16 protein-coding genes are annotated in these 17,191 nt (G+C 70.7%); 2 read left to right on the top strand and 14 right to left on the bottom strand.

From position 1 onward, the window contains the following. Nucleotides 1–2: 2 nt before the first annotated feature. From LGI35_RS35515 to LGI35_RS35455, 14 genes are all read right to left on the bottom strand, one after another. The gene (locus tag LGI35_RS35515) at nt 3–662 is read right to left on the bottom strand and encodes a phosphorylase family protein (protein WP_227298367.1); all 660 of its coding nucleotides are present in this window, start codon (nt 660–662) and stop codon (nt 3–5) included. Next, the gene (gene shc, locus LGI35_RS35510; RefSeq protein WP_227298366.1) at nt 662–2,671 is read right to left on the bottom strand and encodes a squalene--hopene cyclase; all 2,010 of its coding nucleotides are present in this window, start codon (nt 2,669–2,671) and stop codon (nt 662–664) included. The genes LGI35_RS35515 and shc overlap by 1 nt, the downstream gene beginning before the upstream one ends. Nucleotides 2,672–2,775: 104 nt before the next feature. Continuing rightward, nucleotides 2,776–3,906, bottom strand: a complete 1,131-nt coding sequence (locus LGI35_RS35505) for a polyprenyl synthetase family protein (RefSeq protein WP_227298365.1) — start codon at nt 3,904–3,906, stop codon at nt 2,776–2,778. Next, on the bottom strand, nt 3,903–5,318 hold the full coding sequence (hpnE, locus tag LGI35_RS35500; protein ID WP_376223114.1) for a hydroxysqualene dehydroxylase HpnE: 1,416 nt from the start codon (nt 5,316–5,318) through the stop codon (nt 3,903–3,905). Before hpnE ends, LGI35_RS35505 begins: the two co-directional genes overlap by 4 nt. Next, complete coding sequence (locus tag LGI35_RS46645) at nt 5,315–5,464, bottom strand: DUF6380 family protein (RefSeq protein ID WP_423835745.1); 150 nt, start codon at nt 5,462–5,464, stop codon at nt 5,315–5,317. Before LGI35_RS46645 ends, hpnE begins: the two co-directional genes overlap by 4 nt. Further along, nucleotides 5,464–6,414, bottom strand: coding sequence for a presqualene diphosphate synthase HpnD (hpnD, locus tag LGI35_RS35495; protein WP_227298364.1), 951 nt, complete (start codon nt 6,412–6,414; stop codon nt 5,464–5,466). The genes LGI35_RS46645 and hpnD overlap by 1 nt, the downstream gene beginning before the upstream one ends. After that, nucleotides 6,411–7,316, bottom strand: a complete 906-nt coding sequence (hpnC, locus tag LGI35_RS35490) for a squalene synthase HpnC (RefSeq protein WP_227300668.1) — start codon at nt 7,314–7,316, stop codon at nt 6,411–6,413. Before hpnC ends, hpnD begins: the two co-directional genes overlap by 4 nt. Before the next feature lie 428 nt (nt 7,317–7,744). After that, the gene (locus LGI35_RS35485) at nt 7,745–8,542 is read right to left on the bottom strand and encodes an ABC transporter ATP-binding protein (RefSeq protein ID WP_227298363.1); all 798 of its coding nucleotides are present in this window, start codon (nt 8,540–8,542) and stop codon (nt 7,745–7,747) included. Continuing rightward, nucleotides 8,535–9,464 carry an ABC transporter permease gene (locus LGI35_RS35480; RefSeq protein ID WP_227298362.1) on the bottom strand — a complete coding sequence of 310 codons (930 nt, stop codon included), beginning with the start codon at nt 9,462–9,464 and terminating at the stop codon, nt 8,535–8,537. The genes LGI35_RS35485 and LGI35_RS35480 overlap by 8 nt, the downstream gene beginning before the upstream one ends. A gap of 97 nt (nt 9,465–9,561) precedes the next feature. Beyond that, entirely contained in the window at nt 9,562–10,434 is an 873-nt protein-coding gene (locus LGI35_RS35475) for a glycosyltransferase family 2 protein (protein WP_423835779.1), read from the bottom strand. A gap of 8 nt (nt 10,435–10,442) precedes the next feature. Continuing rightward, nucleotides 10,443–11,222, bottom strand: coding sequence for a CDP-alcohol phosphatidyltransferase family protein (locus tag LGI35_RS35470; RefSeq protein ID WP_227298360.1), 780 nt, complete (start codon nt 11,220–11,222; stop codon nt 10,443–10,445). Further along, nucleotides 11,200–12,264 (bottom strand): iron-containing alcohol dehydrogenase family protein, encoded by a 1,065-nt coding sequence (locus tag LGI35_RS35465; protein ID WP_227298359.1) that lies wholly within the window; start codon nt 12,262–12,264, stop codon nt 11,200–11,202. Before LGI35_RS35465 ends, LGI35_RS35470 begins: the two co-directional genes overlap by 23 nt. Beyond that, complete coding sequence (locus LGI35_RS35460; RefSeq protein ID WP_100591690.1) at nt 12,252–13,004, bottom strand: phosphocholine cytidylyltransferase family protein; 753 nt, start codon at nt 13,002–13,004, stop codon at nt 12,252–12,254. The genes LGI35_RS35465 and LGI35_RS35460 overlap by 13 nt, the downstream gene beginning before the upstream one ends. Then, complete coding sequence (locus LGI35_RS35455) at nt 13,001–14,824, bottom strand: DUF5941 domain-containing protein (RefSeq protein WP_227300667.1); 1,824 nt, start codon at nt 14,822–14,824, stop codon at nt 13,001–13,003. Before LGI35_RS35455 ends, LGI35_RS35460 begins: the two co-directional genes overlap by 4 nt. A 262-nt stretch (nt 14,825–15,086) precedes the next feature. On the opposite strand from LGI35_RS35455, the gene galE reads away from it, so the two are divergent. Together galE and LGI35_RS35445 are read left to right on the top strand one after the other, a co-directional pair. Then, nucleotides 15,087–16,070 (top strand): UDP-glucose 4-epimerase GalE, encoded by a 984-nt coding sequence (gene galE / locus LGI35_RS35450; protein WP_227298358.1) that lies wholly within the window; start codon nt 15,087–15,089, stop codon nt 16,068–16,070. A 156-nt stretch (nt 16,071–16,226) separates the two neighbouring features. Then, nucleotides 16,227–17,159: a cation diffusion facilitator family transporter gene (locus LGI35_RS35445; protein WP_227298357.1), complete on the top strand. Its 933-nt coding sequence runs from the start codon at nt 16,227–16,229 to the stop codon at nt 17,157–17,159. Nucleotides 17,160–17,191: the final 32 nt, after the last annotated feature.

The raw sequence follows: 17,191 nt of genomic DNA, 5'->3' as shown, positions 1-17,191 counted from the left end.
GCTCACCTCCGGGGGAGCAGCAAAGAACGGTGCCATTCGAAAAATGCGGGAAGCACGGCACGAAGAACGCGGAAAGCCGATATTCCACCGCGCACCGTGCTGATACGGACGAGTTCATGTTCTGGAGCGTCCACGACCACTCGGACGGCCGCAACCGGACGTGGGCCCCGCGCGGCCGCCGTGCGCAGCGTGGTCGCGGACTCCATGTCCACGGCGATCGCGCCCGTGGCGAGCAGGTCGCCGCGCTCGTGACCGCGCACGACATGGTCGGATCCGGTGAGTGGACCGGTGTGCACGGTCCGTCCCGGTACCGCCCTGATCAGCTCCTTGACGAGGAGTTCCGTGCCGGTGCACGGCGTGGAGCCGTACGGGTCGCGGGTCTCCTCGGCGACGACCAGGTCGCCCGGGTGCATCCCGGGGGCGAGGCCGGCGCAGAAACCGGTCGCGACGACCGCCGCGTCCTGCAGGGCGGGGTCCTCAAGGACCTTGGCCACGGACCGTTCGGCCGCCTTGGGGCCCATGCCCGTGCGCAGCACGGTCACGGGGGCCGGTGCTCCCGTACGGGCGCCGGTGCGCAGGGCGAGGTGCTCGATGCCGAGCGCACAGGCGACCAGCAGCGGGGTGGTGTCCGGCGGGCGCGGGGCCGCCGGGGATCGGGCCATCAGCTCCCCTTGCCCGGCAGGGACGCCTGGTCGGCGAACGGCTCCCCATGGACGTACCGGCCGAGTGCCGTGAGCGGGAAGACATGGCGGTAGAGGTGGTAGTTGATCGAGAAGTCCCACGGGAAGCCGGTACCGGTGAAATACGGCTCGTCCCAGGTGCCGTCCTCCAGCTGGGTCTCGGTGAGCCAGGCGGCGCCCCGCTCGACGGCCTTGGAGTCCCGCTCCCCCGCCGACAGGAGCGCCATCAGCGCCCAGCCGGTCTGCGAGGCGGTCGAGACGCCGTGGCCCTTCCAGTCCTCGTAGCGGTAGGAGCGCAGGTCCTCGCCCCAGCCGCCGTCGTCGTTCTGGACGGATTCGAGCCAGGCGACGGCGCGGCTGACCGCGGGGTGCGAGGGGGGCAGCCCGGCGGCGGTCAGGGCGGGCAGCACCGACCCTGTCCCGTATACGTAGTTGACGCCCCAGCGGCCGAACCAGGCGCCGTTCGGCTCCTGTTCGGCGAGCAGCCACTCGATTCCGCGCCGGGTGCGCGGGTCGTGCGACATGCCCTCGACGGCGAGCATCTCCACCACGTGCCCGGTGACGTCGGCGGACGGGGGGTCGATGACCTCGCCGAAGTCGCAGAACGGCAGCCTGTTCGGGAACGGGCTGGTGTTGTCGACGTCGAAGGCGGCCCAGGCGCCGTTCCTCGACTGCATACCGAGGTTCCAGCGCACACCGCGCTCGATGGCCTTCTCCATGCGCACGCGGTCCGGGTGCCGGACGCGGCGCAGCGCGAGGACCACCTCGGCGGTGTCGTCGATGTCGGGGTAGTTGTCGTTGTGGAACTCGAACGCCCAGCCGCCGGAGGCGAGTTGGGGCCTGCGGACGGACCAGTCGCCGGGCCGGTCGATCTGCTCCCGGAGCATCCAGTCGGCGGCCTTGACCAGCCGGGGGTGGTCGGCGGGCAGGCCGGCGTCAGCGAGGGCGATCACGGCCAGGCAGGTGTCCCACACGGGCGACTGACAGGCCTCGATCATCCGGGCCCCGTCCTCGCGCCACACGGCGAACCGGTCGAGTGACTCCAACCCCGCCTTCATCACGGGGTGTTCGAGGTCGTAGCCGAGCAGGTGGAGGGCGATGACGGAGTACACCGCCGGGGGCTGGATCCCGCCCCAGCAGCCGTCGTTCTCCTGGCGCTCGATGATCCAGCGGGCGGCCGAGTTCATGGCCGCCTTGCGCAGCCTGCGCGGCGCAACCTTGCGGTACAGGTGCATCGCCTTGTCGAGCCGCTCGAATACGCCGTCCCAACTCGCCACCGGAGCAAGGGGCTTGGCCGGGTTGGGGTTCCGGGCGTCGGTGTGCAGCTCGTCGAGCGGGAAGGGCGCGGGCCGAACAGGGCGCTTCGCGGAGACGACCGTGAGCGGCACGATGGTCTGGCGGGCCCAGCAGCCGAAGTCGTAGATGTTGAGCGGCATCCACTTCGGGAAGTAGATGAGTTCCGGGGGCAGTTCGGGCAGGTCTTCCCACTTCCACCAGCCGAACAGGGCCAGCCAGATGCGGGTGAAGACGCGGCTCGCGGCGATGCCGCCCCGCTGCCGGATCCAGGCCGAGGCCTTCGCCATGTGCGGCGCGTCGGGGGCGTCCCCGGCCAGGCGCAGGGCTACGTACGCCTCGATGGTGGTGGAGAGTTCGCCGGGGCCGCCGAAGAAGGTGGCCCAGGTGCCGTCGTCGCGCTGTTCACCGCGGATGAAGAGCCCGGCGGCGCGGGTGGTCGCCTCGTCCCCGATCCCGAGGAACTGCCGCAGCAGCAGGTCCTCGGCGTCCATCGTGACGTTCGTGTCGAGGTCGCCCTTCCACCAGCCCTGGGCGTCCTGCCGAGCGAGCAGGAAGTCCGTGGCGCGCTGGACGGCGAGGGTGGCGGCGTCGTGCGTCCCGGCCGCCCCGGGGCTCGTGTCGGTCAATTGGGCAGTGGTGGCCGAGGTCGCGCCGGGAGCTGCCGCTCCGCTGCTTCCGTCGGTCGTCGCTGTCATGGCTTCCCCTTCGTGCAGTGCTCGATCTCTGCTGGGTCCGCCGTCGGCCGATGCCCTGGATGGACACCGGCCGGCGACTGCGAGTCATATACGGCCGATAGTGATCATCTCTTTCGTACGACGACGAAGTCCGCGAGCGCGACGAACTGCGCCCGCACGTGGTCCTGCATCTGGACGGAGTCCAGGGCCTCGATGGCGACGGCGTACTGCCGGCGCGCCTCCTCGGCGGTCCAGTCGCGGCCGCCGGCCTCCTCGATGAGGGCGGCGCGGGCCGCGAACTCCTCCTCGGAGAAGGTGTCGAAGTCGTTGCTCTTCGCGTCGGCGGCGAGGAGTTCACCGAGCCGCTCGGACGCGGGGCCGCCCGCGGCGAGCGCGGCGACGACGGGCAGCGACTTCTTGCGCTGGCGCAGATCGCTCCAGGTCTGCTTGCCGGTGGCCTCCGGGTCGCCCCAGATGCCGAGCAGGTCGTCGACGGCCTGGAAGGCGAGGCCGAGGTGGTAGCCGTACTTCTCCAGCTGGTCCGCCGTCCGGTCGTCGGCGCCGCCGAGCACGGCGCCGATGGAGGAGGCACAGGCCAGCAGGGCGCCGGTCTTGTTGCCCTCCATCTCCAGGCACTCCTCGACGGTGACCCGCTCGCGGTGCTCGTAGCTGATGTCCTGCGCTTGTCCGTCGATCAGGGCGCGCGAGGCGGCGGTCAGACGGCGCGTGGCGCGGCCGGCCTCGACGGTGCCGAGTTCGAGGAGCACCTCGTTGGCGAGGGCGAAGAGCGCGTCGCCGACGAGGATGGCCTGCGCCGGGCCGTGCACCTTCCAGACGGTGTCCCGGTGGCGGCGCTGTTCGTCGCCGTCCATCAGGTCGTCGTGCAGGAGCGAGAAGTTGTGCACGAGCTCGACGGCGACCGCGCCGGGCACGCCCACCTCGGGTGCCGCGCCGGGGACCTGGGCGGACAGCACGGCGAGCGCGGGGCGTACGGCCTTGCCGCCGTCGCCGTCGGCCGGGTTGCCCTGGGCGTCGATCCAGCCGAAGTGATAGGCGGCGACGGTGTCCATCGGGGGTGCGAGGCGGTCCACGGCGGCCCGCAGCACCGGGGTGGCCAGGGTCCGGCCGCGCTCGAGCAGCGCGGTCACGTCCACCGCGTCGGCAGCCGGTTCGGCCGAGGGCACAGCGGGCACAGGGTCTCCTTTTGTTGCGTCGCCGGGGGCCGGATGGTCCGCCCCCTGGAGATCGAGCTTCATGCCGCCTCCCGGAACAGATGACCGCGTGGGCGGTCGAGTGCGGCGAGAGCGGCATCGGCGGCGCTGACACCGCTGCGTACCGCGCTTTCCATGGTCGCGGGCCACCCGGTGGCGGTCCACGCGCCGGCCAGGTACAGGCCGGGGGCGTTGGTGCGGGCCGTGGGCCGCAGCGCGCCGACGCCGGGGGCCGGCGCGAAGGTCGCCGTGCGCTCCCGGGTGACGAAGAAGTCGAGTACCTTCGCGCCCCGCGCGGCGGGCAACAGCCGCTCGAACTCGGGCAGGTAGCGCTCGCGGAGCACGGCGACGGGCTCGTCGATCTCGTCCTGCGCGGCGGACTGGGACACCGCGAGGTACTGCCCCTCGGTGAGCCCGGACGCCTCCGTGCGGTCGAAGACCCACTGCACCGGCGAGCCCAGCGCGGTGAAGAAGGGCCGCTTGAGGACCTTGCGGTCGTAGACCACGTGCAGGTTGAGGATCGGCGCGGTCCCGATGGCGAGCAGCCGCTCGGCGTCGTCGAGCGCGCCGTCGGGCAGCAGGTCGTACGTCTCGCGCTGGGGCACGGCGAGGACGACGGTGTCCGCCGCGATCCGCTCCCCGGGAACCTCCACGCTCCAACGTCCGTTCTCGGTACGGGAGATGGAGGTGACGCGTGTACGGAGTTCGGTGCGTACGCCCGCGGAATCGAGCGCCTTGCGGGCGAGGGTGTCGTGGAGTTCACCGAGGGGGACGCGCGCCCAGCCGATGTCGGCCGCGCCCGGTTCGGACAGCAGCCCGGTCTTGAACACCATGGCGGCGAGCCCGAGCGAGGACTCGCCGGCGACGGCGTTCAGGGTGGCGACGCCCACCAGGTCCCACAGGGCCTCGACGGCGCGCCGCGACTGGCCGTGTTCGGCCAGCCAGCTGCCGAAGTCCCGTTCGTCCAGGGCAGGATCGCCCAGGTCGAGCCCCTTGAGGGCCAGCGCGGCACGCCCCACGTTGGCGCGCTCGGCGAGCGAGAGATGCGGATACGTGGCGAGGCTCGCGGCGAGGTGCAGCGGCACGGGCAGTGCGGTGCGGCGCAGTCTGCCGAGCCGGTTCCTGTCGGCGTCGAGGACGGGTACGTCGAGACGTTCCTGCAGGGGCGACAGGGCCGTGCCGTCGATGCGGTCGAGGAACCAGCGGTAGGCGGTGCAGCAGCGCAGGTACACGTGCTGGCCGTTGTCGACGGTGAGGTCGCCGCGCTTGAAGGAGAACGCGAGACCGCCCAGCCTCGGGCGCCCTTCGAGCAGGGTGACGTCGAGGCCCGCGTCGGCGAGCGCGAGTGCGGCCGTGGTCCCGGCGAGACCACCGCCGACCACGACCGCGGTCTGCCGTCCGGTGCCTTCGGCGGTGTCCGCGCCCGGCCCGTCGGGCCGCATGTTCCCGGTACTCATGCGCCCTCCCTTCCAGCCGTTCCGTCAGTGTGCGCGCGATGGTTGAAAGACGCACGGCAGGCCGCTGAAGTCATGGACGCGGCGTCGGCGCGGAGGGTTGCCCACCGTTTCCCGTCGGTGCGGACCGCTCTGTCGGACGTGCTCATCAGACACGCCTCCTGAGGTGCTGCCGGGAGACGCTGCGGGCGTCGAGACCGGACAGGCCGCGCACGGCGACGTAGGCCTTCTCGCGTCCGGGGAGCGAGACGCGGCCGCGCAGGACGGCCTCGGGCTCGCGCTCGATGCGGTCCAGGAGGCGCCGGTAGATGCCGGCCATGGCGGCGACACAGGCACCGCTGCGCCGGTCGAGCAGCGGAAGGAGCCGGTACCCCTCGGCGAACAGGGCGCGGGCGCGGCGCACCTCGAAGTGCACGAGACCCGCGAAGTCCGACCCCACCGGCGGTGTCGGGGCGTCGAAGCCGGCCGAGCAGCCGAACTTGGCGAGGTCGTCGGCGGGCAGGTAGGTGCGGCCGTCCGCCGCGTCCTCCCGCACGTCGCGCAGGATGTTGGTGAGCTGGAGGGCGAGCCCGAGCGTGTCCGCGTACTCGGAGGCGCGCTCGGCGCCGCGCGCGCCCGGCTCGGTCCCGAAGATGCCGAGCGAGACCCGGCCGATGGCGCCGGCGACGCAGCGGCAGTAGACCTTGAGGTCGTCCCAGGTCTCGTACGTCTCGCCGCGCAGGTCCATCAGGACCCCGTCGATGAGTTCGTCGAGGCCACCGAGAGGGATCGGGAACCGGTGCGCGGCATGCGCGAGGGCGACGCCCACCGGGTCGGTGTCGTCCTCCGCCACGTCGCCGTCGCGCACCCGGGCGAGCAGTGCCCGGGTCTCGTCGAGCCGGTCGGCCTTGACGTCCGGCGGCAGCGCGCCGTCGCCGATGTCGTCGACGCGGCGCGAGAACGCGTACACCGCCGACATGGCGCGCCGCTTGGCCGTCGGCAGCAGCCTGATGCCGTAGGCGAAGTTACGTGCCTGCTGTCCGGTCACGGTCTCGCAGTAGCTGTATGCGGCGAGCACCGCTGCCGACACGTGCTGGTCTGACTCCACGGTCCGGCTCACCCCTCTCCTCGCAGAGTCGCTCCCACCTCACGCAGCAACCGGAGCTTGGTGGGCTTGGGCGGTCCAGGAAGTACGTCGTACGAAACGGCGGCGATCGCGTCGACCGCCGCCTTCCCCCCTGCCACGAACCCGGCAAGCAGCAGCTTCAGCCTGCCGTGGACGCTACCCACGAGGGGGGTGCCTTCATTCAGGAGACCGAGGGCGCGTTCGGCCTCGAACGCGACCAGGGCGCGCACCGATGCGCCCGCCGTGGGTACGGCGAGGTCGGACTCCTGGACGTGGAACTGTTTCATGTCCTCGGCGGGCAGGTAGATGCGGCCCTGCCTCAGGTCCTCTCCGACGTCCTGAAGGTGTTCGACGATCTGCAGCCCGGTGCACACCGCGTCCGAGAGGCGGACGCGCTCCGGGGTCGCGGTGCCGGTGATCGCGAGGACGAGGCGGCCGACCGGGTTGGCGGAGAGCTCGCAGTAGGCCAGCAGGTCGTCGTACGTCTCGTAGCGCTTGACCAGTTGGTCCTGGCGGTTGGCCTGGACGAGGCCGAGGAAGGGTTCGGGGGTGAGGTCGCGGCGGTGCACGGTGGGCTGCAGGGCGCGCAGGAGGGGGTGACGGGGGGTGGAATCGAACACCCGGTGAAGGTCGGCCTCGAGGGCGTCGAGCAAAGCCAGCCGGTCCCCGTCGGCCCGTTCGGGTGACACGCCCAGGAGGCGGGCGTCGGCGCCGCCGGGAGCGAGGTCGCCGTCACCGATGTCGTCGACGAGACGGGCGAAGCCGTAGACCGCCATGAGGTCGTCGCGCCAGTCCCGGGGCAGGAAGAAGGGGGCCACCGGAAAGTTCTCGTCGGAGGCCTTGTCGAGGGTCGCCCCGGCCGGGGACCCGGCGGGCGCTCGCGATGATCCCGTCACCACGCGCTGCCCGGTACCAGGACGGCGAAAGCATCGTGGAGCTGGAGAGTTTCCATAGCCATTGCCGTCACATCTCCCGTTCTACACTGCTGACCCAAAACATCCTATTTCGGACACGCCGCCCATCCTTATGCGCGGCATACCAACCCCCGAGTCAGGATGTCGCGCTTTATCGCCCCTTTGCCGCGAATCGGCACCGGTACAGCTTACGTTGTACAACCGGCCCCACTCCGGCGGGGTTTGCTTTAGGTCACAACAACACACCGATCGGCCCCAAGATTCCCTGCGCGCAAGGAAGTTGACCTTCACTTGACCCTCGGCGGGAATCAATTGTCACCTACATGCATATCAAGGCCCCGCCGAAGAGATCCCGGCGGGGCCTTGAGACGCGAAAACGGGTGCAGAGGGTTGCCCAAGGGCCGCCCCGGCTACTTGCCCGTGAACTTCTCGTACTCCTTGAGTACCTCAGCTGTCGGTCCGTCCATACGCAGCTCGCCACGCTCCAGCCAGAGCACGCGGTCGCAGGTGTCGCGGATCGACTTGTTGTTGTGGCTGACGAGGAAGACCGTGCCGGCCTCCTTGCGCAGCTCGCGGATGCGGGCCTCGGAGCGCTTCTGGAACTTGCGGTCCCCCGTGGCCAGGGCCTCGTCGATCATGAGGACGTCGTGGTCCTTGGCCGCCGCGATGGAGAAGCGCAGCCGCGCCGCCATACCGGAGGAGTAGGTGCGCATCGGGAGCGTGATGAAGTCGCCCTTCTCGTTGATGCCCGAGAAGTCGACGATCTCCTGGTAGCGCTCCCGGATCTGCTCGCGGGACATACCCATCGCGAGCCCGCCGAGTATGACGTTCCGCTCGCCCGTCAGGTCGTTCATGAGCGCCGCGTTCACACCGAGGAGCGAGGGCTGGCCGTCGGTGAACACCTTGCCCTTCTCCGCCGGCAGGAGCCCGGCGATCGCGCGCAGCAGGGTCGACTTGCCGGACCCGTTCGAGCCGATCAGACCGATCGCCTCGCCGCGGTACGCGGTGAAGGTGACGCCCTTGACGGCGTGCACCTTGCGCACGCCGCGCTCCTCGCCGCGCTTGACGATACGGCTCAGCGCTGAGGTGGCGCTCCCCTTGCCCGTCTTGGCACCGTTGACGCGGTACACGATGTGCAGCCCGTCCGCGATGACGGTCGGGATGTGTCCCTTGCCTGCGTTCTTGCCCAGGATGTCTTCGTCAGCCACGGCCGTACCGCTCCTCTGCCTTCCAGAAGTAGACGAAGCCGCCGACGGCGACCAGCACCGCCCAGCCGGCCGCGACCGCCCACACATGCGGCGGCAGGTTCCCGGAGCCGTATCCGTCGATGAGCGCGAAGCGCATCAGGTCCATGTAGATGGCGGCCGGGTTCCACTGCAGGAGGTCGGCGACCCACGCCGGCTTGTCGGCCAGCATGATCGGGATGGAGAACATCACGCCGGACGCGTACATCCACGTACGCATCACGAACGGCATCAGCTGCGCCAGGTCCGGGGTCTTCGAGCCCAGCCTCGCCATGATCAGCGCGAGTCCGGTGTTGAAGAGGAACTGGAGCGCGAGCACCGGGATGATCAGCAGCCAGGACAGACCCGGGTAGCTGCCGAAGCCGATCGCGACGATGAACAGGACGATCATCGAGAACAGCAGCTGCTGGAGCTGCTGGAGCGCGAACGAGATCGGCAGCGAGGCCCGTGGGAAGTGCAGGGCGCGCACCAGGCCCAGGTTGCCCGAGATCGCCCTCACGCCCGCCATCACCGAGCTCTGCGTGAAGGTGAAGACGAAGACGCCCGTGACCAGGAACGGGATGTACACGTCCATCGACATGCCCCGGCTGGCGTGCAGGATGAGGCCGAAGATGAGGTAGTACACGGCCGCGTTCAGCAGCGGCGTCGCCACCTGCCAGAGCTGGCCGAGCTTGGCCTGGCTGTACTGGGCGGTGAGCTTCGCCTGCGAGAAGGCGAGGATGAAGTGACGCCGCCCCCACAGCTGGCTGACGTACTCGAACAGGCCTGGCCTGGCGCCACTGACGGTCAGACCGTACTTGGTGGCCAGGTCGGCCGGGGCGAGCCCCTCGTCGGGCGACGGACGCGCGGTCACCGCGACACCGCCGTCATGCGTTGTCTCACTCACTAGTGGAAACTTTCGTCTTCAAAGTGCGCAGCCTGGTCGGGCGTAGGCACGGGCCTGGGACCGGGGTGCGGGCCGAATGCTCTCAGACACGAGCTTGTCAGATGATGGGAGGTCGGCCCAGTCGGGTCAGGCGCCACACCGTACGCCACTTCATGGGACGCCTGGGCCCGCACGGGCTCGTCCAGCCTTCCTTGAACCCGCCGAACCAGGCCTTGAGCGCAGGTCCGGAGGGGCGGCGGGCGAGCGTGAGGAGCAGCCAGACCCCGAGGTAGACGGGGACGATGAGCGCGGGCAGATTGCGGCGGGCCAGCCAGACCCGGTTCCTGGCGACCATGCGGTGGTAGACCGCGTGCCGGGAGGGAGCCGTGGTCGGGTGGTGCAGCACCATGTCCGCGCGGTAGTCGATCATCCAGCCCGCGTCGAGGGCACGCCAGGCGAGGTCGGTCTCCTCGTGGGCGTAGAAGAACTCGTCGGGCAGGCCGCCGACCTCGGCGAGGACGCTGGTGCGCACCGCGTTGGCGCCGCCGAGGAACGTGGTGACGCGCGAGGAGCGCATCGGGTCGGCGGCGCGCAGGCGCGGGACGTGACGGCGCTGGGTGACACCGGTCTCCGGGTCGGCGATCCGGAAGCTGATGATGCCGAGCTTCGGATCGGCCTCGAAGGCCACGCGGCACAGCTGAGCGGTGTCGGTGTTCGGCAGGAGGCCGTCGTCGTCGAGGAAGAGCAGCACGTCCACGTCGGAGCCCGAGGGCCCGAAAGCCTCGATGCCGACGTTGCGGCCGCCGGGGATACCGAGGTTCTCGGGCAGTTCGACGGTGCGGACACCGGCAGGGACGTCCGGGACCGGGGAGCCGTTGCCGACCACGACCACCTCGACCCGGTCGCCGTCCTGCTTGGCGACGGAGTCGAGGAGGGCGCGCAGCTCCTCGGGGCGGTTGCCCATGGTGATGATCACCGCGCCGACCTTCATCCGCGTACTCACTTCAGCCTGCTCGACGCCAGGATGGACACCAGGTGCAGCAGGGTCTGGAGCAGCGCGATGCCGGCCAGAACCGCCACGCCGAGGCGTGTGAAGAACAGGTCGCCGCGGATCTGGTCGACGATCGCGAGGACCAGGATCAGCAGCGACGCCTCGATGCCGAGGATGAGGCGGTGGAACTTGAGCGCCGACGCCGCCCTGCGGGCGAGCGCCATGCCGGAGGCCCGGATCTCGGAGGCGGACTCCTTGACCTGCTCCTTGCCGTTCTGCGCGCGGGCCACGCCGACCAGGTCCGTCTCGGCCTTGATCAGGATGGCGCCGAGCGCGGCGAGCGTGCCGAGGAAGGCCCACAGCCAGTCGATCCGGCCCGAGCCCCACAGGTCGGCGGCGCGCAGACCGAAGCCGACGAGGACCGCGGCGTCGGTCAGGTACGCGCCGACGCGGTCCATCCAGACGCCGGCGAGCGAGTACTGCTTGCGCCAGCGGGCGATCTCGCCGTCGACGCAGTCGAGCAGCAGGTACAGCTGGACCGCGACGACGCCGAGGACGGCGCCCCAGACACCCGGGACCAGCAGCGCGGGCGCCGCGAGGACGCCGCACACGGTCATCAGGTAGGTCAGCTGGTTGGGGCTGACCTTGGTGTTCACGAGGTGGCGGTCTATGCGCAGCGAGATCTCGCGCATGTAGAGCCGCCCGCCCCAGTGCTCGCCGCTGCGCCGGTCCTTCACACCCGGAGGGTGAACGACCGGGCGCAGCTCAGCTACCGATGGCTTTTGCATAGTCGGCGTAGGCGTCCCTGATCTGGTCGGTGGACAGATTGAGGTGCTCGAGGATCGTGTACCGGCCCGGACGGGTCTGCGGCGCGAACTCCACGACCTGGACGAACTCGTCCACGGTGAAGCCGATCTCCTCGGGGGTCACGGGCAGACCGTGCCTGCGCAGGACCTCGACCATGTACAGCGACTCCTCGCGCGCTCCCCGCAGGAACATCGCGAAGGCCGCGCCCAGGCCGCACTGCTCGCCGTGGCTCGCGGCGCGCTTGGGGAAGAGGAGGTCGAAGGCGTGGTTGATCTCGTGGCAGGCGCCGGAGGCCGGACGGGAGTCGCCCGACACCGACATCGCGATACCGGTGAGGACCAGCCCCTCGGCCAGGACCTGGAGGAACGAGTCGTCCCCCACGCCGCCGGGGTGGCGCAGCACGGCCTCGCCGGCCTGGCGGGCCATGGCGGCGGCCAGGCCGTCGATGTCCTCGCCGCGCTCGCGCGCGGCCAGCTCCCAGTCCGCGATCGCGGAGATGTTGGACAGGGCGTCACCGATACCGGACCGCACGAAGCGGACCGGGGCCTCACGGATGATGTCGAGGTCGATGACGACGGCGATCGGGTTCGGCACGCCGTACGAGCCACGGCCCGCGTCGTTGTCGAGCGTCGCGACCGGCGAGCACAGGCCGTCGTGCGACAGGTTCGTCGCGACGGCGACCAGCGGCAGGCCGACGCGCGCCGCGGCGAACTTGGCGCAGTCGATGATCTTGCCGCCGCCGAGGCCCACGACCGCGTCGTAGCGGCCCTTCTTGATGGCCTCGGCGAGCTTGATCGCGTCGTCGAGCGTCCCGCCGCCGACCTCGAACCACTCCGCACGGGGCAGCTGCGGCTCGAGGCGCTTGCGCAGGACGGCGCCCGAGCCACCGCTGATCGCGATGGCCAGGCTTCCGGTGGACGACGAGATCCGCTGGTCGGCGAGAACGGTCGCCAGGTCGTCGATCGCCCCCGCCCGGATGTCGACGACAACCGGCGAGGGGATGAGCCTCGTCAGTACTGGCACGCGATCTCACGTCCCTTGGCGAGGTCGTCGTGGTTGTCGATCTCGACCCACTTCACCTCGCCGATCGGGGCGACGTCGATCCTGAAGCCGCGGTTCACGAGCTCCTGGTAGCCGTGCTCGTAGAACTGCTGCGGGTCCGTCTCGAAGACGGTCTTGAGCGCGTCGGCGAGCTCGTCGGCCGCCTCGCCCTCGATGAGCGTGACGCCGATGTACTCACCGGTCGCCTCGGCCGGGTCCATCAGCTTGGTGATCTTCGTCATGCCGCCCTCGGGGCCGACGACTACCTTCATCTCCTCGTCGGCGAGGGACTTCACCGTGTCGAGGGCGAGGATGATCTTCTTGCCGTCGCCGCGGGCGGCGAGCAGCGTCTTCTCGACGGAGACCGGGTGCACGGTGTCGCCGTTGGCGAGGATCACCGAGTGCTTGATCGCGTCACGGCCGCACCACAGGGAGTAGGCGTTGTTCCACTCCTCGGCCTTGTCGTTGTCGATCAGGGTGATCTTGACGCCGTACTTCTGCTCGAGCGCCTCGCGACGCTCGTAGACGGCCTCCTTGCGGTACCCGACGATGATCGCGACCTCGGTGAGACCGATCTCGGCGAAGTTGCCGAGGGTCAGGTCCAGAACCGTGAGGCTCTCCTCGTCACCCTCGGGGCCGACCGGCACCAGGGCCTTGGGCAGGGTGTCGGTGTAGGGACGCAGACGCCGTCCGGCGCCGGCAGCCAGCACGAGGCCGATCATGCGGGTTCTCCTTCATCGTGTACGGCGGGTGCGCCGCGCTTGTGGGCGGTCACCCAGTAGCGGATGCTCTCGACGAGCACCACCAGTGCCACGGCCACGGCGCAAACCGTGAGCGCGACTGTGAAATCTGTGTCGGTGAGCAGTGCGGCGATCACGGTGACCACCAGCGTCCTGCCCTCGTGCCCGCCGATCGCCCGGACCAGCCAGTGCGGGGGCGCGCCGGTGCCACCGCGGATGCGGTACACCGTGTCGTAGTGATGGTAGGCGACCGCGGCCACCAGCCCGAAAGCCGCCGGCAACGCTCCGTTTACGTCCGCTTTCGCTGCGATCAGCAGGATCGTGCCGTATTCGGCGGCGCGGAAGACGGGCGGGACGAGCCAGTCGAGGGGGCCCTTGAGGGGGCGCGAGACGGCCGCGGCGGAGGTCAGCGCGTAGACGGCGGCGCCGAGGACGGGCCACCAGCTGCCGTAGTCCGACAGCGCGGTGGCGAGTACGAGGACCAGGGCGCCGAGCGCGGCGATCGCGGGGGCCGTGTGACGAGGCACACCGCGCACCGCGCGCTGGAGCAGTTCGCTCAGCGGCCCGCTGTCGGAGAGCTCCGCGAGGGCCTGCGCGGCCCGGTCCGTGCGGGTGGCCCTGCGGGTCAGCGAGCGCAGGACGCGGCCGGCCGTGGTGTACGTCGCCGCGAGGGCGCAGCCGATCAGCAGGACGATGAACGTGATGCGTGGCGTCGTCAGTGCGGTGAGCACCGCGATCAGGGCCCAGCGTTCGCCGATCGGCAGCACTATCATCCGGCGCACCCAGACCGTCCACCCGACGCTGTCGAGCTTGTCCGAGAGGGCCGCGGTGGGGCTGGTGTTGGCCGTCGCGTCGTGGTTCGCCTCGTTGAAGGAGAAGTCCACGACATGGCGGCAGGTCTGCAGGACCATCGCGCCGAGCGCGAGCGCCCACACGTCGTCGCCGCCGCGGGCCGCGCCGAGCGCGAGGCCCGCGTAGTAGGCGTACTCCTTGGCGCGGTCGAAGGTCGCGTCGAGCCAGGCGCCGAGCGTCGAGTACTGCAGGGAGTAGCGGGCGAGCTGCCCGTCCGTGCAGTCCAGGACGAAGGAGAAGAGGAGCAGCAGGCCCGCGGCGACGAAGCCGACGCGGGTGCCGGTGGCCGCGCAGCCCGCCGCGATCAGCGCGGTGAACAGCGAGGCGGTCGTCACCTGGTTCGGGGTGAGACCGCGCCGGGCGCACCAGCGGGCGATGTAGCGGGAGTACGGGCTGATGCAGTAGGTCGTGAAGAAACCGTCGCGCGCCTTGACCGCCGTACGCAGCCGGATCGCCTCGTCGTCGACGGCGGCGACCGCCTGGCGGGCCTCGTTGCGGGCCTGCGGGTCGGCGGGGACGGCGGCGACGAGCTCACCGAGCTCGGGGTGGTGCACGTCGGTGCCGGTCGCGGTCAGGCGCTCGGCGACGCGGTCGGCGAGCACGCCGGCCAGGGTGTCGGCCCGCGTACCGAAGTCCGTCGCGGAAGGCCCCTGGGCGGTGTCACGCAGGGCGCCGGTCAGCGCCTCGCGGGCCGCGGGCTGTACGGAGACGGCTCCGGGGACGGCCGAGGCGGCGAAGCGGGGGTCGGTGAGGCCGAGGCGCAGGGCGTGGGTGTGGCCCACGAAACCCGCGTCGACGAGCGCGACCCGCTGTCCTGCCGGGACCGCGGCGAGCGCCGCCCCTGCCTGTGCGGCGTCCGGGGCGAGCCGCACGTCGAAGCCGAGTGCCCGCAGCTCACCCTCGAGCGACGACCCGGGTACCGGCTGACCGGTGACGATGGCGGTCGACAGACGAACTCACTCCTTGGATTGCCTGCACGCCGGCGCAGCGGGCACAGGCGTGGTGGGGGCGCCCCGGGCCGAGATCGGCCGGGCGGCACGTCGGCAGAGGCTATCGGATGATGAGAAGCGGACGTTCACCGCCCGTTTACGGCCCGATAAGAGCGGTCTGCGTGTGCGCGACCGCCCCCGTCATCATTGTCGATCAAGGCCCTGCCCCACAAACCGCAGGTCGCGGGAGGGCACATACGAGCACGGCCTAGGGTGGTCGACCATGACATGGCTGATCACAGGTGGAGCGGGTTATATCGGGGCACATGTGGCGCGGGCGATGGCTGCCGCCGGTGAGGCCGTGGTCGTCCTCGACGACTTCTCGACCGGGGTGTCCGAGCGGCTGCCGTCGGACATCGAGCTGGTCACGGGCTCGGCCCTGGACCCCGAGCTGGTGCAGCGGGTGTGCGCCGAGCACTCCGTGACCGGTGTGGTGCATCTCGCGGCCCGCAAGCAGGTCGGGCAGTCCGTGGAGCGGCCCGAGCTCTACTACCGCGACAACGTGGGCGGCCTGGCGGTACTCCTGGACACGATCGCCGCGGCCGGGGTGCGCCGCTTCGTCTTCTCCTCGTCCGCGGCCGTGTACGGCAATCCGGATGCGGACCTCATCACCGAGTCCACCCCCTGCGCGCCGATGAGCCCCTACGGCGAGACGAAGCTGGCGGGCGAGTGGCTGGTGCGGGCGGCGGGCCGCGCGCACGGCATGGCGACCGTGTGCCTGCGCTACTTCAACGTGGCGGGCGCCGCCGCCCCCGAGCTCGCGGACACCGGCGTCTTCAACGTGATCCCGATGGTCTTCGACCGGCTGAGCCGTGGCGAGGCCCCGCGGATCTTCGGCGACGACTACCCGACGCCGGACGGCACGTGTGTACGTGACTATCTGCACGTCGCCGATCTCGCCGAGGCCCATCTCGCGGCCGCGCGCCGGCTCGCGGAGCCGGGCGCGACGGGCGATCTGACGGTGAACATCGGCTCCGGCGAGGGCGTCTCCGTACGCGAACTGGTCGACCTGATCTCCGAGGTCAGCGGCGACCCGCGGGCGGCCGTGGTCGAGCCGCGCCGCGCGGGCGACTCCCCGCGTGCGGTGGCCTCCGCGGAACTCGCGGCGAAGGAGCTCGGCTGGGCGACGAGTCGCGGGGTGCGCGAAATGGTCGAGTCGGCATGGGCGGGCTGGCGGCTGGTGCACCCGGAGACCTCCGGCAACTGACCCTCGCGCCTCCTGACCTGCACCCATTTCCGCAGGTCAGGGCACATGACAACGGTGTTCAGTGCAGTGTTTGCGGATACCCCCTACCCGTAGTTCACTGTGATCGCGGGGGCGGCCGACGAGGTGCGCCGAGGAAACGGACGGAGGGCGGTTTCCATGGGGGCCGGACACGATCACGGGCACAGCCACGCGCCCACGGGCACGGCCTCGGCCGCGCATCTGGGCCGGCTGCGCATCGCGCTCGGGATCACGCTGACCGTGATGGTGGTCGAGATCGTCGGCGGGGTCCTCGCGGACTCGCTCGCCCTGGTCGCGGACGCGGCACACATGGCGACCGACGCGCTCGGCCTCGGCATGGCGCTGCTCGCCATCCACTTCGCCAACCGCCCCGCGAGCGAACAGCGCACCTTCGGCTTCGCGCGCGCCGAGATCCTGGCCGCGCTCGCCAACTGCCTGCTGCTGCTCGGCGTCGGCGGCTATGTGCTGGTCGAGGCGATCCAGCGGTTCATGGAACCCGCCGAGACCGAGGGCGGGCTCACGATCGTCTTCGGCGTGATCGGCCTCGTCGCGAACATGATCTCGCTGTCGATCCTGGTGCGCGGCCAGAAGGAGAGCCTCAATGTGCACGGCGCCTTCCTCGAGGTGGCCGCGGACGCGCTGGGCTCGGTCGCCGTGATCGTCTCGGCGACGATCATCCTGGCCACCGGCTGGCAGGCCGCCGACCCGATCGCGTCGATCGCCATCGGCCTCATGATCGTCCCGCGGACCGTGAAGCTGCTGCAGGAGACGCTGAACGTGCTGCTCGAAGCGGCTCCGAAGGGCGTCGACATGGCGGAGGTGCGCGCCCACATCGCGGGGCTCCCCGGCGTCCTGGACGTCCACGACCTGCACGCCTGGACGATCACCTCGGGCATGCCCGTCCTGTCCGCGCACGTCGTGGTGAGCTCGGAGGCCCTCAACGCCATCGGGCACGAGAAGATGCTCCACGAACTCCAGGGCTGCCTCGGCGTCCACTTCGACGTCGAGCACTGCACGTTCCAGCTGGAGCCCGTCGGACACGCGGAGCACGAGGCGAAGCTCTGCCACTGACCGCTCGGAACCCGCGGCGGGCGCGCACGCTG

Origin of the sequence: Streptomyces longhuiensis (genome assembly GCF_020616555.1) — a bacterium.
Taxonomy (GTDB): domain Bacteria; phylum Actinomycetota; class Actinomycetes; order Streptomycetales; family Streptomycetaceae; genus Streptomyces; species Streptomyces longhuiensis.
This window is presented reverse-complemented; position numbering and strand designations above follow the sequence as displayed.